This is a genomic window from Ruegeria sp. SCP10 (assembly GCF_040329495.1).
In the GTDB taxonomy this organism is placed as follows: Bacteria; Pseudomonadota; Alphaproteobacteria; order Rhodobacterales; family Rhodobacteraceae; genus Ruegeria.
Genome location: NZ_JBDZYF010000001.1, coordinates 766,857 through 793,177, shown reverse-complemented (window position 1 = coordinate 793,177; position 26,321 = coordinate 766,857). Strand labels below are relative to the sequence as shown.

Annotated in this window: 24 protein-coding genes and 1 tRNA gene; 8 read left to right on the top strand and 17 right to left on the bottom strand. The window is 58.2% G+C overall.

Going from position 1 to position 26,321, the window contains the following annotated elements; genetic code table 11:
• Positions 1–242 precede the first annotated feature (242 nt).
• Positions 243–1,493 carry a Hint domain-containing protein gene (locus ABLN87_RS04025; protein ID WP_353007778.1) on the top strand — a complete coding sequence of 417 codons (1,251 nt, stop codon included), beginning with the start codon at positions 243–245 and terminating at the stop codon, positions 1,491–1,493.
• A 122-nt stretch (positions 1,494–1,615) separates the two neighbouring features.
• Here ABLN87_RS04025 and ABLN87_RS04020 read toward each other — a convergent pair.
• Positions 1,616–1,692: transfer RNA gene (locus ABLN87_RS04020), tRNA-Ile, on the bottom strand.
• A gap of 107 nt (positions 1,693–1,799) precedes the next feature.
• Between ABLN87_RS04020 and purM the strand changes: the two genes are divergently transcribed.
• The 3 genes from purM to rnd all read left to right on the top strand — a co-directional run bounded on the left by purM (position 1,800) and on the right by rnd (position 4,711).
• Positions 1,800–2,846 carry a phosphoribosylformylglycinamidine cyclo-ligase gene (gene purM, locus ABLN87_RS04015; protein ID WP_353007776.1) on the top strand — a complete coding sequence of 349 codons (1,047 nt, stop codon included), beginning with the start codon at positions 1,800–1,802 and terminating at the stop codon, positions 2,844–2,846.
• Positions 2,843–3,439, top strand: a complete 597-nt coding sequence (purN, locus tag ABLN87_RS04010; protein WP_353007774.1) for a phosphoribosylglycinamide formyltransferase — start codon at positions 2,843–2,845, stop codon at positions 3,437–3,439. Before purM ends, purN begins: the two co-directional genes overlap by 4 nt.
• Before the next feature lie 114 nt (positions 3,440–3,553).
• Positions 3,554–4,711, top strand: a complete 1,158-nt coding sequence (rnd, locus tag ABLN87_RS04005; RefSeq protein ID WP_353007772.1) for a ribonuclease D — start codon at positions 3,554–3,556, stop codon at positions 4,709–4,711.
• A gap of 6 nt (positions 4,712–4,717) precedes the next feature.
• Here the strand turns inward: rnd and ABLN87_RS04000 are convergent, their stop codons facing one another.
• Complete coding sequence (locus ABLN87_RS04000; RefSeq protein WP_353007770.1) at positions 4,718–5,242, bottom strand: hypothetical protein; 525 nt, start codon at positions 5,240–5,242, stop codon at positions 4,718–4,720.
• A gap of 140 nt (positions 5,243–5,382) precedes the next feature.
• Between ABLN87_RS04000 and ABLN87_RS03995 the strand changes: the two genes are divergently transcribed.
• Positions 5,383–5,793 carry a SufE family protein gene (locus tag ABLN87_RS03995; protein ID WP_353007769.1) on the top strand — a complete coding sequence of 137 codons (411 nt, stop codon included), beginning with the start codon at positions 5,383–5,385 and terminating at the stop codon, positions 5,791–5,793.
• 9 nt (positions 5,794–5,802) lie between these two features.
• Here ABLN87_RS03995 and ABLN87_RS03990 read toward each other — a convergent pair whose 3' ends face one another.
• Both ABLN87_RS03990 and ABLN87_RS03985 read right to left on the bottom strand, forming a co-directional pair.
• The gene (locus ABLN87_RS03990) at positions 5,803–6,459 is read right to left on the bottom strand and encodes a DUF1638 domain-containing protein (protein ID WP_353007767.1); all 657 of its coding nucleotides are present in this window, start codon (positions 6,457–6,459) and stop codon (positions 5,803–5,805) included.
• A gap of 193 nt (positions 6,460–6,652) precedes the next feature.
• Positions 6,653–7,351, bottom strand: coding sequence for a corrinoid protein (locus ABLN87_RS03985; RefSeq protein ID WP_170532858.1), 699 nt, complete (start codon positions 7,349–7,351; stop codon positions 6,653–6,655).
• A 287-nt stretch (positions 7,352–7,638) separates the two neighbouring features.
• Between ABLN87_RS03985 and ABLN87_RS03980 the strand changes: the two genes are divergently transcribed.
• A complete protein-coding gene (locus ABLN87_RS03980) occupies positions 7,639–8,706 on the top strand; it encodes a PA0069 family radical SAM protein (RefSeq protein ID WP_353008382.1) in 1,068 nt (355 codons plus the stop codon).
• Between the two features lie 45 nt (positions 8,707–8,751).
• Here ABLN87_RS03980 and gltA read toward each other — a convergent pair whose 3' ends face one another.
• Together gltA and gltX are read right to left on the bottom strand one after the other, a co-directional pair.
• Positions 8,752–10,047, bottom strand: coding sequence for a citrate synthase (gene gltA, locus ABLN87_RS03975; RefSeq protein ID WP_353007765.1), 1,296 nt, complete (start codon positions 10,045–10,047; stop codon positions 8,752–8,754).
• A gap of 122 nt (positions 10,048–10,169) precedes the next feature.
• Positions 10,170–11,570, bottom strand: coding sequence for a glutamate--tRNA ligase (gene gltX, locus ABLN87_RS03970; protein ID WP_353007763.1), 1,401 nt, complete (start codon positions 11,568–11,570; stop codon positions 10,170–10,172).
• 78 nt (positions 11,571–11,648) lie between these two features.
• Here gltX and ABLN87_RS03965 point away from each other — a divergent pair, with 78 nt between their 5' ends.
• The gene (locus ABLN87_RS03965) at positions 11,649–13,700 is read left to right on the top strand and encodes a ComEC/Rec2 family competence protein (RefSeq protein ID WP_353007762.1); all 2,052 of its coding nucleotides are present in this window, start codon (positions 11,649–11,651) and stop codon (positions 13,698–13,700) included.
• On the opposite strand, the gene lexA is transcribed toward ABLN87_RS03965, so the two are convergent.
• The 6 genes from lexA to ABLN87_RS03935 form a co-directional block, all read right to left on the bottom strand.
• Positions 13,694–14,392 carry a transcriptional repressor LexA gene (gene lexA, locus ABLN87_RS03960; RefSeq protein ID WP_170532872.1) on the bottom strand — a complete coding sequence of 233 codons (699 nt, stop codon included), beginning with the start codon at positions 14,390–14,392 and terminating at the stop codon, positions 13,694–13,696. The genes ABLN87_RS03965 and lexA overlap by 7 nt on opposite strands.
• Before the next feature lie 78 nt (positions 14,393–14,470).
• Positions 14,471–15,643, bottom strand: coding sequence for a gephyrin-like molybdotransferase Glp (gene glp, locus ABLN87_RS03955; protein WP_353007760.1), 1,173 nt, complete (start codon positions 15,641–15,643; stop codon positions 14,471–14,473).
• On the bottom strand, positions 15,640–16,113 hold the full coding sequence (gene moaC / locus ABLN87_RS03950) for a cyclic pyranopterin monophosphate synthase MoaC (RefSeq protein WP_353007758.1): 474 nt from the start codon (positions 16,111–16,113) through the stop codon (positions 15,640–15,642). The genes glp and moaC overlap by 4 nt, the downstream gene beginning before the upstream one ends.
• The gene (gene trpC, locus ABLN87_RS03945; RefSeq protein ID WP_353007757.1) at positions 16,113–16,925 is read right to left on the bottom strand and encodes an indole-3-glycerol phosphate synthase TrpC; all 813 of its coding nucleotides are present in this window, start codon (positions 16,923–16,925) and stop codon (positions 16,113–16,115) included. The genes moaC and trpC overlap by 1 nt, the downstream gene beginning before the upstream one ends.
• Positions 16,922–17,941, bottom strand: a complete 1,020-nt coding sequence (gene trpD, locus ABLN87_RS03940; protein ID WP_353007755.1) for an anthranilate phosphoribosyltransferase — start codon at positions 17,939–17,941, stop codon at positions 16,922–16,924. Before trpD ends, trpC begins: the two co-directional genes overlap by 4 nt.
• Positions 17,938–18,519, bottom strand: a complete 582-nt coding sequence (locus ABLN87_RS03935; RefSeq protein WP_353007754.1) for an anthranilate synthase component II — start codon at positions 18,517–18,519, stop codon at positions 17,938–17,940. The genes trpD and ABLN87_RS03935 overlap by 4 nt, the downstream gene beginning before the upstream one ends.
• A 196-nt stretch (positions 18,520–18,715) precedes the next feature.
• Between ABLN87_RS03935 and ABLN87_RS03930 the strand changes: the two genes are divergently transcribed.
• Complete coding sequence (locus tag ABLN87_RS03930; protein WP_353007753.1) at positions 18,716–20,125, top strand: divergent polysaccharide deacetylase family protein; 1,410 nt, start codon at positions 18,716–18,718, stop codon at positions 20,123–20,125.
• Positions 20,126–20,170: 45 nt separating this feature from the next.
• On the opposite strand, the gene trpE is transcribed toward ABLN87_RS03930, so the two are convergent.
• From trpE to fabI, 5 genes are all read right to left on the bottom strand, one after another.
• Positions 20,171–21,682: an anthranilate synthase component I gene (trpE, locus tag ABLN87_RS03925; protein ID WP_170532890.1), complete on the bottom strand. Its 1,512-nt coding sequence runs from the start codon at positions 21,680–21,682 to the stop codon at positions 20,171–20,173.
• Positions 21,683–21,691: 9 nt separating this feature from the next.
• Positions 21,692–23,533 carry a peptidyl-prolyl cis-trans isomerase gene (locus ABLN87_RS03920; RefSeq protein WP_353007752.1) on the bottom strand — a complete coding sequence of 614 codons (1,842 nt, stop codon included), beginning with the start codon at positions 23,531–23,533 and terminating at the stop codon, positions 21,692–21,694.
• Between the two features lie 80 nt (positions 23,534–23,613).
• Positions 23,614–24,789, bottom strand: coding sequence for an aminotransferase (locus tag ABLN87_RS03915; protein WP_353007751.1), 1,176 nt, complete (start codon positions 24,787–24,789; stop codon positions 23,614–23,616).
• Positions 24,790–24,870: 81 nt separating this feature from the next.
• Complete coding sequence (gene gpt, locus ABLN87_RS03910) at positions 24,871–25,380, bottom strand: xanthine phosphoribosyltransferase (RefSeq protein WP_353007750.1); 510 nt, start codon at positions 25,378–25,380, stop codon at positions 24,871–24,873.
• Between the two features lie 4 nt (positions 25,381–25,384).
• Positions 25,385–26,191: an enoyl-ACP reductase FabI gene (fabI, locus tag ABLN87_RS03905; protein ID WP_353007749.1), complete on the bottom strand. Its 807-nt coding sequence runs from the start codon at positions 26,189–26,191 to the stop codon at positions 25,385–25,387.
• Positions 26,192–26,321 lie beyond the last annotated feature (130 nt).

Sequence of the window (26,321 nt, the reverse complement as noted above, 5' to 3'; positions counted from 1 at the left end):
CTTACATGTTCTTCGTCGGCGTTTGACAATGTTGTATATGACGCTGATCAACGGATAGGCCATCTTGATTTCAGATGATTTCGCGACCATTGAGGCCGATTGGAATTGAGACGGTTGTCAAGTGAGACGGCAGCATGACGCTCAGACTTGCGTTAAGTGCTGTTCTGAGTTGATTTTGCGCGATACAGTTTAATCTATTATAACAAGTCTTTAACTCACCGAGCCGGAAGGCGGGTTTCGAGATGCCGGTGTTTTTAACTCTAACTGATGCAGACATAAATGACGCTGCGTTCTGGGGGTCGCTTGATATCGGCCCTGATAGCACAATCGATGTCTCTGGATTGAGTAATCAGTTCCAGGTCACAATGACCGGGAATTCGATCACCTTCACGAACACCAATACGGGTGCCGTCACCAGTTACACAGATTCTGACCTCACCGCCGGATCATTTAGCCAATTTGTCGAATACACAGGAAACAACAACGACGACAATGTCAGCGGATCTGTTGGCCTGAATGCGGGCGGCTATAGTGGTGGGCGTGGGAACGATACGTTCACCGACACTGGCACACTTGGCGGCAGCATTAGTGGCGGGCGCGGCAACGACGTACTGCAAGGTGGTTCCGGCAACAACAACATTTTTGGAGGCCAGGGTCAGGACATCCTGCGTGGCGGTTCTGGTAACAACAATCTCAGTGGAGGCGGGGGGCGTGATACCCTTTTTGCCGAAGACGGCAGTGGGAATCTGGACGGCGGCGGTGGGGCAGATGTCATTTACGCGGGCCAGAACACGAGTTTCGTAAACGGTGGCAACGGAAACGACACACTGATTTTGCCAGCAGGGTCGACCTTTACTCCGTTTTCGCCCGGTTCGACCGGTGGCACCGTAACTCTGTCAGGCGGTGGTTCCTTTACCTATGTTAATATCGAGAATGTTGAAATTGCCTGTTTCACCAAAGGAACACGGATCCGAACCCCAGACGGGGATCGTCTGATTGAGGAGTTAGCGATTGGTGATCTTGTAGAGACGTTGGACCACGGTCCGCGACCAATCTGTTGGATAAGTACACGAACCGTGCCTGGCCGTGGAAAACATGCTCCGATCTGTTTTGCACCTCACACGATTGGAAACGAGCAAACCCTTAGGGTTTCGCCACAACATCGGATTCTGATCTCGGGTTGGCGCTGCGAGTTGTTTCTGCACATGCCCGAGGCGCTTTGCGCTGCCAAGCACTTATGCGACGGCGATCGAATTTATGTCCGCCCATGTGATGAGGTGACATACATCCATATCATGTTCGACCAACATGAGATCATTTATTGCGAGAATGCTCCTCTGGAGAGCTTCTTTGCTGGTGAGCATATCTTGAACGCAGATCGCGCCGTATATCAGGAGCTCGTTGAGATATTTCCAGAGCTGGCCCAGGGTGTTGGACCAGCGCATCCCGCCCGACCATTTGTTCGAAGTGCTGAGGCAAGATTGTTGAGGTGAGTCGCCCGGAGTGGTCAACGTAAAGACGATGCGCGTCTCCAAATCCGGCATGACCATCGCGAACAAAAAAGTCTTGAGGGCACCGACTCGCGACAAACACTGTCGGCGTCAATCAGAGATTTTGGTAGGCCCGGCAGGACTTGAACCCGCAACCAAAGCGTTATGAGCGCTCTGCTCTAACCAATTGAGCTACAGGCCCGCCTGAGCGCTTTGAGTATCACGGTGAACGCCCGCGTCAAGCCTGACCGTTGCAACAAGACGCACAATCGACTAACCCGCCCGCAAAGCATTCTTGAGGGACCTACCATGACAGCGGGCAAGAACGGAATCACCTATGCCGATGCGGGTGTGGATATTGACGCAGGCAACGCTCTGGTCGATCGGATTAAGCCCGCCGCCAAGCGGACGAACCGCCTCGGTGTGATGAGCGGTCTGGGCGGCTTTGGTGCGCTGTTTGATCTGAAGGCAGCGGGCTATGACGACCCCATCTTGGTAGGCGCGACTGACGGTGTCGGTACCAAGCTGCGGATCGCGATTGATACCGGTGTTGTCGATGGCGTTGGCATCGATCTGGTCGCCATGTGCGTCAACGACCTGATCTGTCAGGGCGCTGAGCCTTTGTTCTTCCTCGACTATTTCGCAACCGGTAAGCTGGACACAGATACGGCCGCGCGGATCATCGAAGGGATTGCCGAAGGTTGCGCGCAGTCGGGCTGCGCGCTGATCGGTGGCGAAACTGCCGAGATGCCGGGCATGTATCCTGATGGTGATTTCGATCTGGCAGGCTTCTCAGTCGGCGCGATGGAGCGAGGCGCTGATCTGCCCGACGGTGTCCAGGCCGGAGATGTTCTGCTGGGGCTGGCCTCGAATGGGGTGCATTCCAACGGCTATTCGCTGGTCCGCAAACTGGTTGATATCTCGGGTTTGGGTTGGGATGCAGACTCACCCTTTGGTGGAGGTGCGTTGGGTGAGGCACTGCTGACGCCGACACGCCTTTATGTAAAACCAGCACTGGCTGCGATCAGGGCAGGGGGCGTGCATGCGCTGGCCCATATCACCGGCGGTGGCTTGACCGAGAACCTGCCGCGCGTTTTGCCCGAAGGTTTGGGGGCCCAAATCGATCTGGATGCGTGGGATATGCCGCAGGTCTTTAACTGGATGGCCAAAACCGGCGGGATTTCTGAAGCTGAGATGCTGAAGACCTTTAACTGCGGCATTGGCATGATCGTGGTTTGCGCGGTCGACCAAGCAGACGCGCTGTCAACTTTGCTGACAGATGCGGGTGAGGACGTCTCGCGCATCGGCACTGTCACCGACGCAGAAGGCGTGGCCTATTCAGGCAAACTGCTGTGAGCCACAAGCGCGTTGCGATCCTGATCTCCGGGGGCGGGTCCAACATGGTGTCGCTGGTCGACAGCATGACCGGCGATCATCCGGCGCGGCCCTGCCTGGTCTTGTCTAATGAGGCGCAGGCGGGCGGGTTAACGAAGGCCCGGGATCGTGGCATCGCAACCGCTGTGGTGGATCATCGCCCCTTCAAGGGCGATCGTGCCGCCTTTGAGGCCGAGCTTTTGAAACCACTGGAACAGGCGCAGCCAGATATCGTGTGCCTGGCAGGGTTCATGCGGGTTCTGACGGCTGATTTTGTATCACGCTTTCAGGGCCGGATGCTGAACATCCATCCGTCACTACTGCCCAAATACAAGGGCCTGAATACCCATGCGCGCGCTATTGATGCGGGGGATGCCGAGCATGGTTGCACCGTGCATGAGGTGACCGCCGCTTTGGATGACGGCCCGATCCTTGGTCAGGCACGGGTTGAGGTTTCGCCGGGCGATACGCCCGATGATCTGGCTGCACGGGTACTGGTATGGGAGCATAAATTATACCCCGCAGTGCTGCGTCGTTTCGCGGATGGCAACAGTTCACCCCTTATGCTGCCCTGATCGCCCCTGAGTGATTTACAGATCCCTAAAATTCGTCCTATGGTCGCATCTATCGCTCGGGACGCGGAAAAACGGGCAGTCACATAAAGAACAAGAGCAAGAATAGTACGGCGCATGAAAACCCTGACGACGACGCAAGAGCTGGCCGAGTTTTGCTCAGCTGCTGCAGGCTTTCCCTATGTCACAGTAGACACTGAGTTTCTGCGCGAACGGACCTATTACTCGAAACTGTGTCTGGTGCAGCTGGCCGTGCCGTCAGAAAATGAGGACAGCGCCGTTCTGGTCGACCCATTGGCGGATGGTCTGTCGCTTGAACCGCTTTATGACTTGTTCCGGGATGAGAGCGTGGTCAAAGTGTTCCACGCCGCCCGGCAGGATCTTGAGATTTTTTGGGTCGAGGCCAATGTCTTCCCAACACCATTGTTTGACACACAGGTTGCCGCAATGGTCTGCGGTTTTGGCGAACAGGTAGGGTACGAGACGCTTGTGCGCAAAATCTGCAAACAGGGTGTCGACAAGACATCGCGCTTTACCGATTGGTCCCGGCGGCCGCTGACGGATGCGCAAAAAACTTATGCCTTGGCGGATGTCACGCATCTGCGCAAGATCTATGAACATCTGGCGGCGGAGCTTGAAAAGACCCGGCGCAGCCACTGGGTCGCGGAAGAGTTGCGCACCCTGACCCAGTCGCAGACCTATGACATACAGCCCGAAGATGCCTGGAAACGGGTTAAGACGCGCACCAATTCGGCCAAGTTTCTGGCCGTTGTGCGTGAGTTGGCACAATTCCGCGAGGCGTATGCACAGGAAAACAACGTGCCGCGCAATCGGGTGTTCAAGGATGATGCTTTGATTGAGTTGGCCTCGACCAAACCCAAAACACCCTCTGATTTGGGTGGCTCTCGCCTGTTGCTGCGCGAGGCGCGCAAAGGTGCGATTGCCGACGGAATTCTGGCCGCGGTGAAACGCGGCGTGAATTGCCCGGCGGACAGGTTGCCCAAAGTTGATAACTCGCGGGATAAGCTCAAGGTTAACCCGGCGCTGGCTGACCTGTTGCGCGTGCTATTGAAATCAAAGACCGAAAGCTCCGGGGTGGCGGCCAAGCTCATCGCAACAAGTTCGGAACTGGATCAGATCGCGGCGGGCGAGCGTGAATTGCCCGCCATGTCCGGATGGCGTTTTGAAGTGTTTGGTGAAGATGCGCTGAAACTTTGCGAAGGCAAGATCGCGCTGGCCGCCAATGGGGAAAACGTCAAAGTTGTCTCGCTTTAGGCACGGTTAGCGCCGGCGCGACTCCAATGCGTTCTGCTGTCCGACCACGCGCACCAGGCGAACGCCTTCCAATTCCTGGCTTGAGACATTGATTGCATCCGACACCATACGCGTCCGTTCAGACCCTTGCGGTGTCTGGGTTTTGGGATAGTCGACGCGGAAGGTGTATTCCAAGATGCCGTTTTTCTGGTTCTCTTCCGACTCCACCCGGACCAGCCGCGCATCAAACGCTCCCTGCCGGATTGCCGTGCCAGAGGCATAGACGATGGCGCCCGAGGGGATCGGTTCGATCCGCAGCTCATCGACTTTGGCAATCGGTACGCTGGTGTCCTCTGCTTCGGGTCGCTTGAAGAGGCCACCGCGCTCACGTTCCTGCGGAATCAGCGCGTTTGCATCATCTGCCGGTGGGGCTTCGACTGGGGTTGATCTGCTGCCCCCGAACCAGTTTGACGGGTTTACCCGCGAATCCCGCCAGCCGCAGGCAGACAGGGTCAGTGAGACAACGACAAGTAGGGACAGAGGTTTCAGCATGGACCCACAGCTTTATGATGGCAGTTCAGCCAATGGGTTAGCGCAATTTCCACGCCTTGAAAAGCCACGGCAGGGGCTGGACAGCGATGATGCCTGAGCTTAGGTCACAATTGTGAAGACAACGCAAGGATCGCCCCGCCATGGCAACGCCCGCCTTTGAAGAAATCGTTGAGGATTTTGAGTTTCTCGAAGACTGGGAAGATCGATATCGTCATGTGATTGAACAGGGCAAAGCGATGGAACCGTTGGACGATGCTTTCAAGGTGCCTTCGACCAAGGTGGATGGATGCGCCAGTCAGGTCTGGCTGCAACCAATGATCGAGGATGGCACGTTCCATTTTGATGGCGATAGCGACGCCTTGATCGTGCGGGGACTGATCGCGGTATTGCGATCCTTGTATAACGGTTTGCCTGTGGCAGAGGTGATGAAGGTGGATGCAGGGGGTGAGTTGGCCCGCCTTGGCCTGCATGATCACTTGTCTGCACAACGTTCAAACGGTTTGCGATCGATGATCGAGCGCATCCGTGAGGTCGCACAACAAAACCTCTGACAGCCTGCCTTATCGGTTAGCCCAGTCTTTTAGCGTGACTTCAAGATCGCCATAACCGGTCAGGCGACGCTCGAACGCCAACCCCATTTTTTCGGCACATGCCTGGGCGCGTTCGGTGAGGACTGGATCATCCGTCTGAGCCTGATAGACCAGTTTGGTGTAGTTTCCGAAATACATATCGCGTAGCTCTGGGTGACGGTCCAGGCCCAACGGTTTCCAGACAAAGGCGTCGAACTGCCGGGCCAGAAAGTCCGTCAGGTAGAAAGCGGTTGTTTCATCATCGCCGCGGTCGGCAAAGGTCTGATTGCCTTCAAAAAACGAATAGCAATGCGGGCCTTTGATCATCTCGACCCCAAGCTCCTCGCAGGCTTTTTGCAACAGCCCACCGGTGCCGCAATCTGCATAGACGACAAAGATCTGATCATAGTCATCGCGGTGTTTTGCCACTGCATCCTCGACTGCCTGAGTGATGCGATCCGGGTGAATATGCAGGATCGCGGGCAAGCAGGTCAGGGCCATATGGTCCCAGCCGTTGCGTTTTTTCAGGTCCAGAATCTCACGCGCCAGAGCCCCGCACGCAATCAGCAGTATCTGCTGCTGGCCTTCGTTCTCGGAATACCCATCGGTGGTCAGGCTTGCATCGTCAAGTAAAGTGTTCTGTGGCATGGCTTTGAACCCGTCAGCTGTTGGATCAGAAAATGACCTTTGGCGCAGGAAGGCAAGTCTGGTGCCGACATTCCGCCTTTGGTGACCGACGCATCTGTTGCGCCATCAACGGATACGCGTCAGACGCAGCAGGGCTATTCACAAAAAAAGCCGCCCAACCTTGGGCGGCTTTGATCTGATACATCTGGTCGGTTCAACCCGCCATCTGATTGTGCTTGCGCGAGACAAATTCCTTGGCGGTTTCAACCGCAACAGCCGCATCACGGCAGTAGGCATCAGCACCGATGGCCTTGCCGAATTCCTCGTTCAAGGGTGCGCCGCCGACCAGAACGATATAGTCATCACGCACGCCTTGCTCGACCAGCGTGTCGATCACGACCTTCATGTAAGGCATGGTCGTGGTCAGCAGGGCGGACATGCCCAGAATATCGGGCTCTTCGCTTTCCAGCGCTTCCAGATAGTTTTCGACCGGGTTGTTGATGCCGATATCGACAACTTCGAAACCTGCGCCTTCCATCATCATCGAAACAAGGTTTTTGCCGATGTCGTGGATGTCACCTTTGACGGTGCCAATGACCATTTTACCAACGCGCGGTGCACCGGTTTCGGCCAGCAGAGGCTTCAGGATCGCCATCCCGCCCTTCATGGCGTTGGCAGCCAGCAGAACCTCGGGCACGAACAGGATACCGTCGCGGAAGTCGTGGCCCACGATGGTCATCCCACCGACCAAGGCCTTGGTCAGAATGTCGTAGGGCACCCATCCGCGTTCCAGCAGGATGTTCACACCTTCTTCGATTTCTTCTTTCAGGCCGTCATAAAGATCATCGAACATCTGTTCGACAAGTTCATCGTCATTCAGTTCGGACAGGACGATATCTTCTTCATCAGACATGGGGCGTTTCCCTGAGCTGTGTGGGCCAATGGCACCAAGATGGCATTTTTTCCGTTTTGGCCAAAACGCCGCAGTTTGACTGTGACGATTGCGACCTCAGTCGTTTCGGGACCGACCTATAAGATAGAAATTTGCGCAGGGCGACTGAATTTTCTGCAAGATCATTCTGCATAATGTTCAGATTGTTAGGCAAATTCATCTCGATAATTGAACACGACACTCTTGAAGCGCTCTTGATGGAGCTGCGCTCTTTGCGTATCGTCGAGATGAGAACAAAAAGCGAACACATGGTCGATCAATCCAGGATACGGGGGCGAGGAACAGCATCAAATGATGCCGGGCGTTTCGAACGTTTTACAACGTTGGAAACCGACGATGGATGGCCGCAGGACGACGATCTTCCGCCGCTTCGCACCGAAGTTCGGGAGGAGGTTGCACGCAGTATCATTTCCTATAACCGGTCCCCGGATTTGCCTTTTGACCGGTCGATCAACCCGTATCGCGGGTGTGAGCATGGCTGTGTCTATTGCTTTGCCCGGCCAAGCCATGCCTATCTTGGGCTGTCCCCGGGGCTGGATTTCGAAACCCGCCTGATTGCGCGCCCGAACGCGGCTGATCTGCTGCGGCAAGAGCTTTCGACGCGCAAATATCGCGTGGCAACAATGGCGTTGGGTACGAATACCGACCCATATCAACCCATCGAGAAAACCCGTTTGATAACAAGAGGCTGCCTTGAGGTTTTGCGCGATTTCAACCATCCGCTTGCTATCGTTACCAAAGGGGTCTTGATTGAACGCGATCTAGATATTTTAGCGCCGATGGCCGCGCTTGGGCTGGTGCGTGTTGGCATATCGCTGACGACGCTGGATGCGAAACTGTCGCGCCGGATGGAACCTCGGGCTCCATCGCCTAAACGACGTTTGCAGATGATAGAACGGCTGACCGGGGCAGGGGTTCCGGTGCGGGTCATGACCTCACCGCTTATTCCCGGGTTAACCGATAATGAACTGGAACGGCTGCTTGAGGCGGGACGGGATGCCGGGGCAGATACTGCCAGTTGGATCATGCTACGCCTGCCGCGCGAAGTGTCGGTGCTGTGGAAGGATTGGCTGGTGCAACATGAACCGGCGCGCGCGGAGAAAGTCATGTCACGCCTGCGTGAAATGCATGGTGGGCGGGAATATGATCCGCGTTGGGGCCATAGGATGCGGGGCGAGGGCGAATATGCCGAGGTGATCGCGCAACGCTTCAAGCTGGCGGTCAAACGATTGGGGTTGCGTGCTGACGCGCACCCTTTGCGGGCGGACCTATTTGCCAAGCCGCCGCAGGCAGGTGATCAGCTGAGCCTGCTCTAAAGCAAAACGCCCCAGATGATCCGGGGCGTTGCTTGGGTCTGATGCTTAGCGCTTTTCGATATCCACGTAGTCGCGGTTGGTCTCACCCAGATACAACTGGCGCGGACGACCGATCTTGTTCTGCGGATCGGCGATCATTTCTTTCCACTGGCTGACCCAACCAACGGTGCGCGACAACGCAAAGATCGGGGTGAACATCGAGGTGGGGAAGCCCATCGCTTCGAGAATGATGCCCGAATAGAAGTCCACGTTCGGGAACAGTTTCTTCTCGGCGAAATACGGATCTTCCAGCGCCTCACGCTCAAGTTCCTTGGCGACCTGCAGCTTCGGATTGTCTTCGATGCCCAGCAGATCCAGTACTTCGTCAGCCGACTGCTTCATCACCTTGGCGCGCGGGTCGAAATTCTTGTAGACGCGGTGGCCAAAGCCCATCAGGCGGAACGGGTCGTTCTTGTCCTTGGCGCGGGCGATGTATTCAGGGATACGGTCAACGGTGCCGATCTCTTCAAGCATCTCTAGACAGGCCTGGTTCGCACCCCCATGCGCCGGCCCCCACAGGCAGGCGATCCCGGCCGCAATACAAGCGAACGGGTTAGCACCCGAAGACGAGGCCAGGCGCACGGTCGAGGTTGAGGCGTTCTGTTCGTGATCCGCATGCAGGGTAAAGATACGGTCCATCGCGCGGCTCAGGATCGGGTTGACCTCATACTCTTCAGCCGGAACAGCAAAGCACATGCGCAGGAAGTTCGATGCGTAGTCCAGATCGTTGCGTGGATACACGAAGGGCTGACCGATGTGATATTTGTAGGCCCAGGCCGCAATCGTCGGCATCTTAGCGATCAGACGATGCGATGCGACCTCACGCTGGTGCGGGTCAGCGATGTCGGTCGAGTCGTGGTAGAAGGCCGACATGGCGCCAACAACACCCACCATAATCGCCATCGGATGCGCGTCACGGCGGAAGCCACGATAGAAATACAGCATCTGCTCGTGCAGCATCGTGTGGCGTGTGATCGTGGTCTCGAAGGTTTCCAGGTCTTTGGCGCTGGGCAGCTCTCCGTAAAGCAGCAAATAGCACACTTCCAGGAAATGGGATTTCTCGGCCAGTTGGTCGATAGGATAGCCGCGGTGCAGCAGCTCACCTTTTTCACCATCGATATAGGTGATGGTGCTGTCGCAGCTTGCGGTTGAGGTAAAGCCCGGATCATAGGTGAATACACCCGCCTGACCGTACAATTTGCGGATATCGACAACGTCAGGCCCGGCCGTCGGTGAGTGAACCGGCAACTCATACTCTTTTCCATGTACGGTCAGAGTGGCGGTTTTGCTGCTATCAGTCATGGTTATCCCTTCTTCATTCGTGCGCAGGCCGGATCGTTGCCGAAACCTGCGGGCAATGACCGCGCGCAAGCGCGCAGTCCGGGTGTTAGCGGAGCAGCGTTACCCGTTTATGAAGCTTGGGTTTATTTCGCTGCCTCAGAAAGCCGCGCTAGGGTTTCACCGCGTCCCAGCACAAGCATCATGTCAAAAACCGAAGGTGTGACGGCCCGACCTGCCAGAATGGCCCTGAGTGGACCTGCCAGCTTGCCAAACTTGAGTTCCCGTGCCTCGGCAAAGGAATTCAGCGCCTCTTCCAGCTCGTTTCGCGACCAGCTAACATTTTGCAGCTGCGGCGTCAATTCTTCCAGTATACCATCGGATACATTTGTGAGCGCCTTGGCCGCCTTCTCGTCTGGAACGATAGGGCGTTTAGTCAGAATAAAATACGCCTTTTCAAGGAGTTCCGGGAAGGTTCGCGCGCGATCCTTCAAACAAAACATTGCCCGTTCAAGATCACCCGATTGTGTCTGTGTGAGAGCAGGCAGCGCAGCAGCGGCCAGATACCCTTCGATCTCATGCCGCAGTGCAGTATCCTCCGCGATTGCAATGTGCTGTCCACACAGATTCTCCAGTTTTTTCAGATCGAAACGCGCCGGGCTTTTGCCGATGCCGTCCAGATCAAACCACTCTTTAGCTTGCGCGTCGGTGAAAAATTCATCATCGCCGTGGCTCCATCCCAGACGCGCCAGATAGTTGCGCATACCGGCGGCGGGATAACCCATCGCCTGATACTCCTGCGCACCCAATGCGCCATGACGCTTGGACAGTTTCTTACCATCTGGCCCGTGGATCAGCGGGATATGCGCCCAAACGGGGATATTCCAGCCCATGGCCTGATAGATCATCATCTGACGTGCGGCATTGTTAAGATGGTCGTCGCCGCGAATAACATGAGTAACACCCATGTCGTGATCGTCCACCACAACGGCCAGCATATAGACCGGCGTGCCATCAGAACGCAGCAGGACCATGTCGTCCAATTGATCATTGCGGATCGTCACATCGCCTTGCACCTGATCGCGGATTACCGTGGAACCGTCCTGCGGGGCCTTTATTCGGATCACAAAGGGCGCATCCGAGTAAGTTTCAGGGTCGGCATCGCGCCAGGGGCTGCGGAACAGGGTTGATTTGCCCTCGGCCCGGGCCTGCTCGCGAAATGCTGCGATTTCGTCTTGGGTCGAGAAGCACTTATACGCTTTGCCCTCGGCCAGCAGCTGATGCGCCACCTCGGCGTGGCGTGCAGCCCCTTCGAACTGAGAGATCACGTCGCCATCGTGATCCAGACCCAGCCAGGCCATGCCCTGCAGGATCGCGGCGGTTGCCTCAGGAGTCGAACGCTCGCGATCGGTGTCCTCGATTCGCAGCAGGAACTTGCCGCCACGGCCGCGCGCATAGAGCCAGTTAAACAGCGCAGTGCGCGCGCCACCGATATGCAGAAAGCCGGTGGGCGAGGGGGCGAAACGGGTGACAACCTGATCGGACATTGTGTGGATTAACCTTTTGGTAACCGTGTCGGGCTTAGTTTGGCGCCTGTCTAACGAGCCCGAAGGACGGGGGCAACCATGCGTGTTCTTGCACGGGCCCAGGTGGCGCTGCTGAACCAGACGGGGTTCCTATTTCCCTGGTCGCCGGTGTGCCTTGCAGTCGGGATTGGCCTCTATTTTGGACTTCGGTTCGAGCCGGATTGGGCGGTTTATACCTGCCTATGCGGCCTTGGTCTGGGGCTGATCTGGCTGACCCGAGTGCTTCCTTCGGGTTGGGGATCGTTGGCAATCGGGGGGGCGCTGGTTGCGGCGGGCTTTGTGCTGGCCGGCACACGCGCCCATATGGTGGCAGAACCGGTTCTGTCATGGCGTTACTACGGCCCAGTTGAGGGGCGCGTAGTGGCCATGGACCGGTCTGCCTCGGATGCGCTGCGACTGACGCTGGATCAGGTGCGACTAGGGGACGTTCCAAAAGACCGGCGACCGCAGCGCATCCGCCTTTCCATCCATTCCGACATTGGACGTATCGCACCTGGGCAACGGATTATGACCACGGCCCACCTGTCCCCACCACAGGGCCCGGTCGAGCCCGGAGGGTTCGATTTCCGACGCCATGCTTGGTTTCAACGCTTGGGCGCGGTCGGATACACACGTGTTCCGGTCCTCACCGTCGCCCCGCCACAGGATGCGCTGGATGGCGTTCGGATCACGGCGATCCGGATGGCGATCTCGAACCATGTGCGCAGTCTCCTGCCGGGTGAGGTCGGCGGGTTTGCGGCTGCAGTGACGACCGGAGATCGCAGCGGCATGGGACAGGCGTCGCTGGACGCGCTGCGGGCGTCGAACCTTGCGCATCTGCTGGCGATCTCCGGCCTGCATATGGGATTGTTGACCGGATTTGTCTTCGTGGCCTGCCGGATCGGACTGTCGATGATCCCAACCCTCGCGTTACGGATGCCAGTGCGAAAACTGGCGGCCGGATGCGCTCTTGTGGCTGCAGTTATTTACCTGATGCTGTCGGGGGGCAATGTGGCGACCGAGCGGGCTTTTGTCATGGTCAGTGTCATGTTCGGGGCCATTCTGATCGACCGCCGCGCGATTTCGTTGCGGGCGGTGGCGGTGGCTGCGCTGATCGTGTTGATCTTGCGCCCTGAGACATTGCTCAGCCCCGGTTTTCAGATGTCGTTTGCTGCCACGACCGCACTGGTGGCGGTGTTTGGCACGTTGCGCGATTTTGGTCCGACACCGGGCCCGAAATGGCTCAGGCCCATTCTGGGGGTGTTGTTGTCTTCCGCCATAGCAGGTCTTGCCACTGCACCGATTGGGGCGGCGCATTTCAACACCATGTCGCACTATGGGCTTTTGGCAAATCTATTATCCGTGCCCGTGATGGGGGCGGTTGTCGTACCGTCTGCCGTGGTTGCTGCGTTGCTGGCGCCGTTTGATCTGGACTGGATTGCGCTCGAGGTCATGGGGATCGGGCTAAGCTGGATTTTGTTGGTGGCCGATTGGGTGTCCAGCCTTGAGGGGGCGCAAGGCTACGTGGTCAGCCCGCCTTGGTTCGTGTTGCCTATCATTGCCCTTGGTGGGCTTTGGCTGGCGCTCTGGCAGGGGCGGATGCGCTGGGTGGGCCTTGGTCCGGTGGCAGCGGCGTTCCTGCTGTGGACATCAGACCATCGCCCCGAGGTTTTGATTGCAGAATCCGGCGGCCTAGTTGGTGTCATGACAGAAGAGGGCCGGGCGCTGAGCAAGAAGAAAGGCAGCGGCTTTGTCGCAACCGTCTGGCTGGAGAATGACGGCGACGGGCAGGATCAGGGGCAGGCGGCCAGGCGCTGGCCGGGCAAGGCTGATCTGATCCAGCGTATTGCCGTGCAGGGGGCCGAGGTTGTTCACATCACTGGCAAACGGGCTGCACGCGGATTTACGGAATGCAACGCGAACCAGATTGTCGTCTCGGCAGTAGAGTTGACCATCCAGGGTGATTGCGGGGTGTTTGACCCGGATCGGCTGTACCACACAGGCAGCCTGTCCATCTCGGGTGGTAAAGTGATCACCAGTGCCGATCTGACGGGACACCGTCTCTGGTCCCCGAAATCTACCGGGGACCGTGGCAAGTCTGGTGATCAGTAGCTGCGGATCAACCCGACCAGACGCCCCTGAACCTTAACTTTGTCTTCAGGCAGAACGCGCGTTTCATAGGCCGGGTTTGCGGCTTCAAGCGCGATGGCGTTGCCACGGCGGAAGAAGCGTTTCAGCGTGGCCTCCTGATCCTCGACCAGTGCAACCACGATGTCGCCATTGTCGGCTGTCGAGGTTTCCCGGATGATGACAACATCTCCGTCATTGATACCAGCGTCGATCATTGAGTCGCCTTGCACTTCCAACGCGTAATGCGACCCTTGGCCGGATACCATCGGACCAGGCACGGCCACGCGGTGGGATTCGTGGCTGATAGCAGCGATCGGAACGCCAGCAGCGATGCGGCCCATGACCGGCAATTCCAGCGCATCGACCGAGACCGGTTCGAAATTTGCAGGGCGCGGGCCTTCGGGCTTGTCGCCTTCGATGACCCGAGGGGTAAATCCGGTGGTGGGCTCGCCCCCTAGGCTTTCGGGTAACTTAACGATCTCAATCGCACGGGCTCGATGCGCCAGGCGGCGGATAAAGCCCCGTTCTTCCAGCGCTGTGATCAATCGGTGGATGCCGGATTTAGATCGCAGATCCAGAGCGGCCTTCATTTCGTCGAAACTGGGCGGAACGCCATCCCGCTGCACACGTTTGTGGATGAATTCCAGCAAATCCAACTGCTTCTTGGTCAGCATCGCTCACACCTCGTCGCTCATGCGTTTTCTTTTGTTCTACGCATGTTCACGTTTTGTGTCAACGAATTTGAAGATGTTCTAAATCGGCAGATACAGGATTTCGGCCCCAACAGCGCGCTCTGGGTCTTCGGGCGGACGCATGATCAAAGCATTGGCTTCGGCCAGAACGCTCAGCAAGGAACTGTCCTGATCGGCGCAGGCGCGGATGCCGTTTTCGTCAATAATGGCACGCATATAGTGTTCACGTGGCCCATTTGCAGGCAGCGCTTCGGCCAGAACCGCATGCTGGAAGGGTGTCACGACCGTATCGAGCCCCAACATCCGTCGTACCATCGGAATCAGGAAAAGGTAGCCGCATACCATTGCGCTTACGGGGTTCCCGGGCAGGCCCACCATTGCGGCATCACCCATCCGCCCAGCCATCAACGGCTTTCCGGGGCGCATCCGGATTTTGTAGAAGGATCGCTCCATTCCCAGCGCCTCGGATACTTCGGAGACCAGATCATAATCCCCGACCGAAGCACCGCCGATGGTGACCACCAGATCGGCACCTTCCGCCAGTCCAAATGCAGTTTCCAGTGAAGATACCGTATCCCGTGCGATGGGCAGAACACGAACATGGGCACCAACCCCTTCGAGCAGTGCCTGTAGGCCGAACGTGTTCGAGGCGATGATCTGATCCGGGCCCGGGGTCTCACCCGGCATCACCAATTCGTCTCCGGTCGAGATCAGGGCGATCCGCGGTTTCCGCGCAACCGGGACCTGGGGGATGTTCATGGCGGCCATAAGCGCCACATCCTCAGGCCGGATCAGGCGCGGGGCCGCGATTGTGGTGCCTTTGGCAAAGTCCACCCCAGCGGGGCGGATATTGGTTTTGGGGCCGGGCGCGTCGGTGATGGTGATCAGATCGCCGCGACGGTCCACATCTTCCTGTATGACAATGAAGTCAGCCCCTTCCGGCACCGGCGCGCCGGTGAATATCCGCACGGCTTGTCCAGGGCCGACACTACCATCGAACCGATTGCCCGCGGCGGCCTCGCCTACAACTTTGAACATCGCGTGACGTTCGACCTCGGCCGCTTTGACTGCGTAACCGTCCATCGATGAGGCGGGAAAGGGAGGCTGATCGCGGGTTGCGACAACGTGTTCGGCCAGAATGCGACCCGCCGATTTGGCAAGTGGCACCGGTTCGGAAGGAAGCGGCGCGACCAGATCAAACAGCAGAGTGCGTGCGTCTTCGACCGATATCATTGCGCTTCGTAACGCCCTGATTTACCACCATCTTTCAGCAAAACGCGTATGCCACCGATCTCCATTGCCTTGTCCACGGCTTTGGTCATGTCATAGACCGTAAGCGCGGCGGTTGAGACCGCGGTCAGCGCCTCCATCTCAACGCCGGTCTGGCCCGAGGTTTTGACCGTGGCTTCGATTTGGACACCCGGTAGATCAGGGTCCAGCGTCAGTTCAACAGCAACCTTGGTTACGGGCAGCGGGTGGCACAGCGGGATCAGGTCGGGCGTTTTTTTGGCCCCCATGATCCCCGCAAGACGCGCAACGCCTAGAACATCGCCTTTCTTGGCGCGGCCTTCTGAAATTAAATCAAAGGTTTCTGCCGCCATCTTGATGTACCCGGCAGCCACCGCAACGCGGTCAGTGATATCCTTGTCCGAGACATCGACCATATGCGCCTGACCTTCAGCATCAAAATGCGTGAGCGGCATCACATCACCCCGGGAATCAGTGGGTTCGACAGGATATTGCGGGTTGCTGCGGTGACGTCATCCTGCCGCATCAGGCTTTCACCGATCAGGAAACACCGCGCCCCGTAGCGGGCGATATCGGCCAGATCTTCCGGCGCGCCCAGACCGCTTTCGCAGACAATCGTCCGATCTCCTGGCACTAGTTTTGACAGGCGTCGGGTTGTATCAAGAGTGGTCTCGAAGGTCTTGAGATTACGGTTGTTTATGCCGATCAGCGGGCTTTTGAGCTGCGTCGCGCGGTCAAGCTCGGCTTCATCGTGAACTTCGATCAGAACGTCCATATCCCAGTCAAACGCGGTTTGCTCCAGTTCGGCGGCTTGGGCATCCTCGACCGAGGCCATGATGATCAGAATACAATCTGCCCCCAAGGCCCGCGCTTCGACGACCTGATAAGGATCGTACATGAAATCCTTGCGCAAAGCGGGTAAATTGGTCGCAGCGCGCGCAGCAGTCAGATATTCTTTGGCACCCTGAAAACTGGGCGTGTCGGTCAGCACCGACAGACAGGCTGCGCCGCCATCTTCATAGGCTTTTGCCAGAACGGGCGGATCAAAATCCGGGCGGATCAAACCTTTGGAGGGGCTGGCTTTTTTGACCTCGGCAATCAAACCGTAGCCGATGCGCGATGCGTTGTGCAGCGCCTCGGCAAAGCCACTCACCTCAGGCGCATCTCGCGCTTCGCTTTCCAGCTCGGCCAGCGGTTTTTGTGCCTTGTCCGCTTCGATCTCTTCCAGCTTATAGGCTTTGATTTTGTCCAGAACAGTCTCGGTCATGCAGCTTCCTGTGTGATCCGCGCAAGGGCGTTGATCTTTTCTTTGGCTTTGCCACTGTCGATGCTTTCGGATGCCTTTTCAACGCCTTCGCGCAAATCGCTCGCGGCCTCGGCCACGACCAAAGCAGCGGCCGAGTTCAGCAGAACAGCATCACGATAGGCCGACGGCGCACCATCCAGCAGTGCGCCGAAGGCAACAGCGTTTTCTTCCGGGGTGCCGCCAACGATCTCTTCGAACGGATGTACGGGCAGGCCCGCGTCTTCAGGGTGCAGTTCAACCTCTTTTATGGTGTCGTTTTCCAGGGCTGCGACCCAGCTGACACCGGTGATGGTCAGCTCATCTGTCCCGTCCGATCCATGGACCAACCACGCGCGATCAGATCCCAATAGACCCAGCGTTTCCGCCATCGGACGGATCAACTCGCGAGAGAAGGCGCCCGTTAATTGCCGTTTGACGCCCGCCGGATTGGTCAGCGGGCCGAGAATATTGAAGATCGTGCGCGTCCCAAGTTCTTGCCGAGAGGGCATGACATGAGCAATGGCAGGGTGATGCATAGGGGCCATCATGAAACAGATACCTGCCTCATTCAGTGCTTTTTCAACCACTTGCGGGCCGACCATCACGTTGATGCCCATTTGACCCAGCGCATCTGCCGCGCCGGATTTCGAACTGAGGTTCCGGTTGCCATGCTTGGCCACGGTGACACCGGTCCCCGCCACGACAAACGCAGTCGCAGTCGAGATATTCAGTGTTCCCTTGCCATCGCCACCGGTGCCTACGATATCCATCGCGCCCGCCGGGGCGGTGACCGCGTTACACTTGGCGCGCATCACAGCGGCGGCGGCGGCGTATTCGTCCACGGTTTCGCCACGTGTTCGCATCGCCATCAGCAGCCCACCGATCTGGCTGGGCGTGGCCTCGCCATCGAACAGAATCCCAAAGGCCTGTTCCGCTTCGGCGCGGGTCAGAGGCCGGTCGGCAGACGCGCCGATCAGCGGTTTCAAAGCGTCGCTCATGCGGGGACTTTCAATTCTTGCAGGAAGTTCTTGAGCAGGGCGTGGCCATGCTCGGAGGCGATGGATTCCGGATGGAATTGAACCCCGTGAATGGGCAGTTCCTTGTGCTGCAGCCCCATAATCGTGCCGTCGTCCAGTTCTGCCGTGATCTCAAGGCAATTGGGCAGACTTTCACGCTCAACAATCAGTGAATGATAGCGCGTCGCTTCAAAGGGCGAGGGCAGACCGGCAAAGACACCTTTGCCTGTGTGTTTCATTGTACCCATCTTACCATGTACGATCTCATGGCAGCGGATCACTTTGCCCCCAAAGACCTGGCCGATGGTCTGGTGACCCAGGCAAACCCCCATCAGTGGTGTTTTTGTCTCGGCCGCGGCTTCGGCCAGGGCCAGGCAAATCCCGGCCTGATCCGGGTCACAAGGGCCGGGGCTCAGCAGGATACCGGCGGGATTCATCGCCATGGCTTCCTGCACATCCAGCGCATCATTGCGGCGAATGACCATTTCGGCCCCAAGTTCGCCCAGATAATGCACCAGGTTGTAGGTAAACGAATCGTAGTTGTCGATCAGCAGCAGCATTTGGGCACTTATCTTAGCTTGGGCATTTCAGGCTGGCGATACAGCCCCCGGCCACGGTATAATGTCGGGACATACATGCTCAGGCTTGGGCGGCAGCGTCAAGAGGACAACCCGTTCCATACGCGCCATCAGGCCAAGCGTTGCAAAAGATGACGTAAGAACGGGCGTAGCAGTAGACAGGCGAAAGGCGTTGGACATGGGCGGATTTGTCGGAGGAATGGTCGCGGGTGCGGTCGTTGTTTTGATCTTGGGCGCGGTTTTGTCGTTGCAGGCACCGTTGACCCAAAAACCGGTTGTGGCAACCGAGGCACCACAGCCCGAGGATGTCACCACATCCGAAGCCTCGGCCAGTGTGACCGAGACCGGATCAGACGCCGATCTGGTCGATGCGCAACCCGCTGGGCCAGAAGCTGCCGATTTCCAAGAAGAGGATGTGGCCGATCTGTCAGGTCTTGAGCAAGAGACAGATGCCCAGCCAAACATCACCGGGCCGGGGCAACAGCCCGAACAGCCGTATCCCGGCACAGCGGATGAGGTTGCGGTGCTGACAAACCCGCCTGCCGCGCCGCCACTGCCCGGAGCTGCGCCTGAAACCCCTCAGGATGAAGTGCAGCCACAGGTGATCGGTGAGGCACCCGCTGCGCCTGAAGCTGAAGAAGTTGCGGTTCTGGAACCTTTGCCAAGCATCGATGTTCCAGGCTCAACCGAAGGCAGCACCGAAGAAAACCCGTTCGAAAACAGCCCGATTGCTGTCGAAGGGGACGAGGATACTCTGCCGCGCACTTTGCCGCGTATCGCCGCCTTGCCTCAGATCGGTGGAGAGAACGAGACCAGCACCAGCACGATCGTCGGTAAGCGTGTGGTGCCGCTGACCGAACGCGACGATCCACCGGCTGAGGAAACAGGTGATGTCACAGGGTTGATCCCTATGGGCAAACCAATCGAAGCCTACGCCGCCGCATTTGAAAATGCCGAATCCAAGCCGCTGATGTCCATTATCCTGATCGATGATGAACAATCCTTTGGGGCCGAGGCCTTGCAGGACTTTCCCTATCCGATCAGCTTTGCTGTCAGCCCCTCTGATCCAAACGCCGCCGAAAAAATGGCGCGCCACCGCGCTGCCGGGTTTGAGGTGATGGCCCTGGCCGATCTGCCCGAGGCTGCCAGCGCACAGGATGCCGAAGTATCGATGGCCGTCTGGCTGGAAACCCTGCCGGAAACTGTAGGAATTCTGGAAGGGGTTGAAACCGGCATTCAGGGCAATCGCAAGCTGGCCGACCAGGTCGCCGAGATTGCAGGTGTCACGGGTCGTGGGCTGATCACACAAGACAACGGGCTCAATACCGTCCAGAAGATCGCCGCGCGCAACGGAATCCCATCCAGCGTCATATTCCGAGATATTGACGGGGCCCGTCAGGACCCCAAGATCATGCGCCGTTTTCTGGATCAGGCCGTCTTCCGCGCCGGGCAGGAGGGCACTGTGGTGATGCTGGGCCGTGTGCGTCCCGAAACGATTTCTGCCTTGCTACTTTGGGGGCTTGAGGATCGCGCCAGCCGGGTCGCCATGGCGCCAATTTCTGCGGTGATGAAGCGCGAGGTTCAGTAAGGGCTGACGAAAGGCGGCTGATCCGGGATCGCCGCCTTTCGTTGTTTAACTGTTGCCTGTTGAGGTGAACCGCGCCGCATCTGCTGCTGCCCGCCGGATGGCGTTCGATTTATGAACGGTTTCCATAAACTCTGCCTCGGGGTCGCTGTCATAGACCACGCCGCCGCCCGCCTGAATGTAAAGCTTTTGGTCTTTCACGATGGCCGTGCGCAGGGCGATACACATATCCATGTCGCCACCCGCGCTGAAATAACCAACACCGCCGCCATAGACGCCGCGCTTTTCAGGTTCCAGCTCGTCAATAATCTCCATCGCACGGACTTTTGGCGCGCCCGAGACTGTACCCGCAGGCATCCCAGCAAAGAAGGCATCCAGCGCATCTTTGTCCTCGGCCAATTCACCTACCACGTTCGACACGATATGCATCACGTGGCTGTAGCGTTCGATGATGAACTCTTCGGTTGGGCGTACAGTGCCGATCTTGGCGACGCGGCCCGTATCGTTGCGACCCAGATCCAGCAGCATCAGATGTTCGGCCAATTCCTTCTTGTCGGCCAGCAAATCCAACTCGTTTGCTTTGTCTTCCTCTGGCGTCGCGCCGCGCGGGCGGGTGCCTGCGATGGGACGAATGGTGACTTCGTCGCCAAAGACCCTCACCAGAATCTCGGGGCTGGCGCCCACGACCTGAAAGCCACCGAAGTTGAAGTAGAACATGAACGGCGAAGGGTTGGTGCGGCGCAAAGACCGATAGAGCGTGAACGGCGGCAGCGGGAAATCCTGTGTCCAGCGCTGTGCCGGGACGACCTGAAAGATGTCGCCTGCTCGGATGTATTCCTTGGCCTTTTCAACCGCTTCCATATAGCCGGATTTGGTGAAATTCGACACGGGCGGAGCAACCTCAGACGCGTCACCCAGATCGCGGGTTTCCGCTGGCATGGCGCGTTCCAGATCGCGGACAGCGTCCATCACGCGTTCGGCGGCCTGCGCATAGGCTGCTTTGGCAGATTGCCCGTCACTAACCCATGCAGGAGAGACCACTGTGACTTCGCCTTTGACGCCATCCAAAACCGCCACGACCGAAGGGCGCAGCATGATCGCATCGGGCAGGCCCAGCGGGTCAGGGTTCACATCTGGCAGATACTCGACCAGACGCACCATGTCGTAGCCCAGATAACCAAAAAGCCCGGCAGCCGCTTGCGGCAGATCATCAGGCAGCGCGATGCGGCTTTCGGCCAGCAAGGCGCGCAGATTGTCCATTGGGTTGCCGGTTTGCGGGTCAAACGCCTCGGGATCGAACCGGGCGGACCGGTTCAACTCGGATGTTTCGCCCCGGCAGCGCCAGATCAGATCAGGCTTCATGCCAACAATCGAATAACGCCCGCGCACCTCTCCGCCCGTGACGGATTCCAGCATAAAGGCATCTTTTTGCGCACCGGTCAGCTTCAGCATCAACGAAACGGGTGTGTCCAGGTCAGCAGCAAGGCGCGTGTAAACGACCTGATTTTCACCCGCCTCATAGGCGCGGGCGAATGTGTCGAAATCGGGTGTCAGTGCCATAGTGGTCCCTTAGTAGCTCGCCTGCACGGCGTTCAGGGCTTGCTGATCGACCACAGGGCGCGCACGGGTCTGCGCGTCGCGGACATAGGCGTCAAAGATGTTCTGCGCCAAGGCCTGATTCAGTTGAGCGCTGAGGGCCTCTTGCAGCTGTCGCAACTCGTCGGTTTCGTCAGGTGGCAGGATCTCGTCCAGGCGTACGATCAAGGCGGCACCATTGCCGCTGATCACGCGCAGCTCTCCGGGCTCCATCTCGAACACCTCAGCCATGAAGCTGGGGGGCACATCCTCAAGAAATGCGGTGCGGGTCAGGGCGTTTTCCACGCGGAAGGGCAGACCGGTTGCGGTGAAATCTCCATCGGTGGCCAGGTCCAGCAGGACCGAGGCGGCCTGATCCTGCAAAGCCGTATTAGTCTCGGCGGCGGTCCAGGCCGCGGCGACGCGGTCGCGCGCGCTGTTCAAGGGTTCGGGTCGCGGGGGCAGGTCTTCTTCCAGCCGAAGCGCGAAGATCGATCCATCCTCAAGGAACGCGATCTCTGGGAAATCACCTTCCTGCACCGCTTCGGCGGCAACGCGGAACCCGTCATAAGCAGCAACCTGTTCGCTGCTGTCGCGGGTCCAGTCGATCTGATCCAGCACCATCTCGGTTTCAGCAGCCAACTCTTCCAGCGTGGCACCACCGGCCAGCAGGTCGTTGATATCCTCAGATTGGGCTTCGATCAGGCGGCGCGCGCGCTCTGAGGCTTGTTCTTCGCGCAAGCTTGGTTCAGCCTCTTCGAAAGGAACGTTGTTGGCGGCCAGTGAGCCGTTTATCCGGAACAAAGCGGGGCCAAAGACCGAAGGCAGAGGTCCGACAACCTGATCCAGCTCTGCCGCAAATACGGCATCGGCGGCGTCGCCCAGATCGTCGCGGGTGACATCGCCTAGATCGATATCGCTCAGCTCAAGCTCGCGGTCGCGCACCAGTTGTTCAAATGTGGTACCCCCGACCTCAAGCTGCGCCATGGCGTCATTTGCGGCCTCTTCGCTGGGGAAATTCAGCCGTTCGACCAACCGGCGTTCGGGTTGTTGGTATTCAGCCGCGCGCTGGTCGTAGAGCCGACGCAGCGTATCTTCGTCGACCTCGACCGTATCGATCAACATCTCGGGTGAGAGGATCGCATAGGTCAGTCTTTTGGTGCGGGGCAGGGTGAACAAATCGGTGTTTTCATTATAAAACGCCTGAACCTCTTCAGCGGTTGGTTCAGCAACCGGCGTCGTCAGCGCCTCAACCCCGAGGGTCGCGATGGTGAAGCTGCGCCGCGCGCCCAGATAATCGACCAGCGTTTGTGTCAGCGTATTGGGCATGACCACGCCGCTGGTCACAGCAGCCTGCAGGATCGTGCGCGAAGATTCCTTGCGCAGGTCCGATTCGAATTCGGTATCCGAGATACCCAATTGATCCAGTTGGAACCGATAGGCTTCGCGGTCGAAACTTCCATCAACGCCCTGAAAGGCCGGGATCGCCACGATCTCTTCCTGCAGGTTTTCGTCGCCAATCGAAATGCCCAACTGGCCGACTTCGTTGTCCAACGCGGCGAGCGCGGTCAGGCGAGACAGGGCGCGCTGTTCCAAACCCAGCTCTCGGGCCTGAGACATTTGCAACGATTGCCCGGTCTGGGCCTCAACGGCACGGATTTCGCGCTGCAACTCGCGTACATAGGCATCGACCGAGACGCTTTCGTCACCCACCTGTGCAACAGTGCGGATGGTGCCGCTGAGATTGGTGGCGCCGAAGCCGGCAAGACCGACGAACAAAAGGCCCATCAATATCCAGACAAAGGTTTTCGAAAGACTGTTCTTGCCTGCAGCCATGATGTCCTCTTGGTGTTTTGGCAGGTCTCTGCCCTGTTGGTCGCCGCCCTGAATACGACGGGCACCGCCGGGGGGCAAGCTTAGAAGGAAAGCGCCTGCAAGCGGTCGAACAATTGGCCGATCCCGGCCCGATCCAGATTGGCAAAGGCGATGCGCACCTGGCGCTGCCCGGCAGGATCGTCTACGGGCATGAACATCGTACCGGGCAGCAGGAGGATCCCGGCTTCTGAAACGAGGCGGCGCGCAAGTTCGTCCGAAGGGATTTCGAACGGGTGTTCGAGATAGGCGAAATATGCGCCTAAGCCCAACAACCGCCAGCCCTTGGCAGTCAGCTTTGGCATCCCATCCGTGATGGCGGCGCGCCGGTCGAGGATTTCATCGCGTTCCCCGGCCAACCATTGGCCTAGGTTCTGCATGCCCCACAGGGCCGCAAATTGGCCGATCTGGCCGGGGCAAATCGCGACCGTATCCAGAAACTTTTCAATCTCGGCCAGCAGGGCGGCGCTGGACGCAATTGCTCCGACGCGATGACCGGTCAGGCGGTAGGCTTTCGAGAAAGAATAGAGATGCACAAGCGTCCGATCCCAGCCGGGCTGTTGGAACAGATCATGCGGTGGGCCGCTGCGGCTGTCGAAGTCACGATAGGTTTCGTCGACCAGCAGGTAGATGCCAGCCTCGCGCGCCAGATCGTAAAAGGCGCGAAGCAGGTCCGCCGGGTATTCGACCCCGCCGGGATTGTTGGGCGTGACCAAGGAAATAGCGCGGGTTTTGTCGGTGATCAGCGCACGCGCCTGTTCGGGATCAGGCAAAAGATCAGCGCCGGTTGGCAAGTCGACCGCGTGCACGCCTGCCATGTCCAGCCACATTTTGTGATTGAAGTACCACGGGGTAGGTAGGATGACCTCGTTCCCCTGATCCGTGATCGCCGAGATGACGGCCGAAAACGCCTGATTGCACCCCGAGGTGATGGCAACCTGGTTCGCGGCGACCTCTGCCGCGTAGTGGGTGCTGATCTGGTTGGCCAGCTCTGCGCGTAAATCACTGTTGCCCAAGACGGGCCCATAGAGATGGGCGCTATCTTGTTCCACAGCAAACTCGGCCATGGCCCGACGCATGGCCAGCGGTGGTGGATCGACGGGAGCCGCCTGACTAACATTGATCAGCGGCTGGTCATCTGAAAATGCAACCCCGTCAAGCCAGCGGCGCGCCTCCATCACCGGGGGCGGAAAGGTGACGCTGGTGCGGGTTTGAGTCATTGGGTTTTGTCCTTGGACAGTGCCAGCAGGGCTTGTGCGAGGCTCTGCCTCGCGCTCCGAAGTATTTTTGAACAGAAGAAGTTAGTCCGTGCCGCGATAGGGTTCGACATATTGCAAGGCCATATCCCATGGGAAGAAGATCCAGGTGTCCTGGCTGACCTCGGTAATGAACGTGTCGACCATCGGGCGGCCCTTGGGTTTGGCATAGACCGTCGCGAAATGCGCCTTGGGAAACATCCGGCGCACCAGATCCAGGGTTTTGCCGCTGTCGACCAGATCGTCGATGATCAGAACACCTTCGCCATCGCCCATCAACGGGGCATCCGGGGCCTTGAGCACCTCGGCCTCGCCCTGTTCCTGATGGTGGTAGGAGCGTACGCTGATCGTGTCGACTGTGCGGATGTCCAGCTCACGGCTGACGATCATGGCCGGGGCCATTCCGCCACGGGTGATCGCGACAACCGCGCGCCAGGATCCATCGTCGGGGCCTTGCCCATCCAGCCGCCAGGCCAGAGCGCGGGAATCGCGGTGAATCTGATCCCAGCTGATATGAAAGCCTTTTTCGTGGGGCAGGCGATCCTTGGCACTCATGATCTTAGCCCTTTTCTACGTCAGGCGCATCGACGGCTTTCATGCCGACAATGTGATAGCCCGAATCCACATGCAGGTTCTCGCCCGTCACACCGCTGCTGAGGTCAGACAGCAGATACAGCGCCGAGTTGCCGACATCGTCGATGGTTACGTTGCGACGCAGGGGTGAGTTATACTCGTTCCATTTCATGATATAGCGGAAGTCCCCGATGCCACTGGCAGCGAGCGTTTTGATCGGCCCAGCCGAGATCGAGTTCACGCGGATGCCATCCTTGCCCAGGTCCTCGGCCAAATATTTGACCGATGCTTCCAGCGCGGCTTTGGCAACACCCATGACATTATAGTGCGGCATGACCTGCTCGGCGCCATAGTAGGTCAGGGTCACGGCACTGCCGCCTTCGCCCATCATCTTTTCTGCGCGCTGCATCACGGCTGTGAAGGAAAAGACGGACACATCCATGGTCAAATTGAAATTCGCGCGGCTGGTGTCGACATAACGACCGCGCAGTTCGTTCTTATCCGAGAACCCGATGGCGTGAACGATAAAATCCAGCTTGCCCCATTTTGCTTCGAGCGCGGTGAACAATGCGTCGATTGACGTCTCGTCGCTGACGTCGCACGGCAGGACGATTTCGCTGCCAAGTTGCGCTGCCAATGGGTCGACCCGTTTCTTCAGAGCGTCGCCTTGATAAGAAAAAGCCAGATCGGCCCCGGCATCGGATAAAGCGCGCGCGATTCCCCATGCGATTGATTTGTCATTGGCCAGTCCCATGATGAGGCCGCGTTTGCCGGCCATCAACTGATTTGCCATGTTTGGTTCTCCGCCTGTCTTCGCGTTGTATTGCGTTGGTTTATGCCATCGTTAGCGCTGCATCAAGGCCATCCACTCTTGCCCGTAGCGGGTTATCGCCTTAGGTTCTTACTCAGTACTTTCCTGGGGA

What these genes read in the sequence shown, in the direction of transcription:
- ABLN87_RS04025 (WP_353007778.1), top strand. Translation starts at nt 243, where the DNA reads ATGCCGGTGTTTTTAACTCTAACTGATGCAGACATAAATGACGCTGCG.
- purM (WP_353007776.1), top strand. Translation starts at nt 1,800, where the DNA reads ATGACAGCGGGCAAGAACGGAATCACCTATGCCGATGCGGGTGTGGAT.
- rnd (WP_353007772.1), top strand. Translation starts at nt 3,554, where the DNA reads ATGAAAACCCTGACGACGACGCAAGAGCTGGCCGAGTTTTGCTCAGCT.
- ABLN87_RS04000 (WP_353007770.1), bottom strand. Translation starts at nt 5,242, where the DNA reads ATGCTGAAACCTCTGTCCCTACTTGTCGTTGTCTCACTGACCCTGTCT.
- ABLN87_RS03995 (WP_353007769.1), top strand. Translation starts at nt 5,383, where the DNA reads ATGGCAACGCCCGCCTTTGAAGAAATCGTTGAGGATTTTGAGTTTCTC.
- ABLN87_RS03990 (WP_353007767.1), bottom strand. Translation starts at nt 6,459, where the DNA reads ATGCCACAGAACACTTTACTTGACGATGCAAGCCTGACCACCGATGGG.
- ABLN87_RS03985 (WP_170532858.1), bottom strand. Translation starts at nt 7,351, where the DNA reads ATGTCTGATGAAGAAGATATCGTCCTGTCCGAACTGAATGACGATGAA.
- ABLN87_RS03980 (WP_353008382.1), top strand. Translation starts at nt 7,639, where the DNA reads ATGGTCGATCAATCCAGGATACGGGGGCGAGGAACAGCATCAAATGAT.
- gltA (WP_353007765.1), bottom strand. Translation starts at nt 10,047, where the DNA reads ATGACTGATAGCAGCAAAACCGCCACTCTGACCGTACATGGAAAAGAG.
- gltX (WP_353007763.1), bottom strand. Translation starts at nt 11,570, where the DNA reads ATGTCCGATCAGGTTGTCACCCGTTTCGCCCCCTCGCCCACCGGCTTT.
- ABLN87_RS03965 (WP_353007762.1), top strand. Translation starts at nt 11,649, where the DNA reads ATGCGTGTTCTTGCACGGGCCCAGGTGGCGCTGCTGAACCAGACGGGG.
- lexA (WP_170532872.1), bottom strand. Translation starts at nt 14,392, where the DNA reads ATGCTGACCAAGAAGCAGTTGGATTTGCTGGAATTCATCCACAAACGT.
- glp (WP_353007760.1), bottom strand. Translation starts at nt 15,643, where the DNA reads ATGATATCGGTCGAAGACGCACGCACTCTGCTGTTTGATCTGGTCGCG.
- moaC (WP_353007758.1), bottom strand. Translation starts at nt 16,113, where the DNA reads ATGCCGCTCACGCATTTTGATGCTGAAGGTCAGGCGCATATGGTCGAT.
- trpC (WP_353007757.1), bottom strand. Translation starts at nt 16,925, where the DNA reads ATGACCGAGACTGTTCTGGACAAAATCAAAGCCTATAAGCTGGAAGAG.
- trpD (WP_353007755.1), bottom strand. Translation starts at nt 17,941, where the DNA reads ATGAGCGACGCTTTGAAACCGCTGATCGGCGCGTCTGCCGACCGGCCT.
- ABLN87_RS03935 (WP_353007754.1), bottom strand. Translation starts at nt 18,519, where the DNA reads ATGCTGCTGCTGATCGACAACTACGATTCGTTTACCTACAACCTGGTG.
- ABLN87_RS03930 (WP_353007753.1), top strand. Translation starts at nt 18,716, where the DNA reads ATGGGCGGATTTGTCGGAGGAATGGTCGCGGGTGCGGTCGTTGTTTTG.
- trpE (WP_170532890.1), bottom strand. Translation starts at nt 21,682, where the DNA reads ATGGCACTGACACCCGATTTCGACACATTCGCCCGCGCCTATGAGGCG.
- ABLN87_RS03920 (WP_353007752.1), bottom strand. Translation starts at nt 23,533, where the DNA reads ATGGCTGCAGGCAAGAACAGTCTTTCGAAAACCTTTGTCTGGATATTG.
- ABLN87_RS03915 (WP_353007751.1), bottom strand. Translation starts at nt 24,789, where the DNA reads ATGACTCAAACCCGCACCAGCGTCACCTTTCCGCCCCCGGTGATGGAG.
- gpt (WP_353007750.1), bottom strand. Translation starts at nt 25,380, where the DNA reads ATGAGTGCCAAGGATCGCCTGCCCCACGAAAAAGGCTTTCATATCAGC.
- fabI (WP_353007749.1), bottom strand. Translation starts at nt 26,191, where the DNA reads ATGGCAAATCAGTTGATGGCCGGCAAACGCGGCCTCATCATGGGACTG.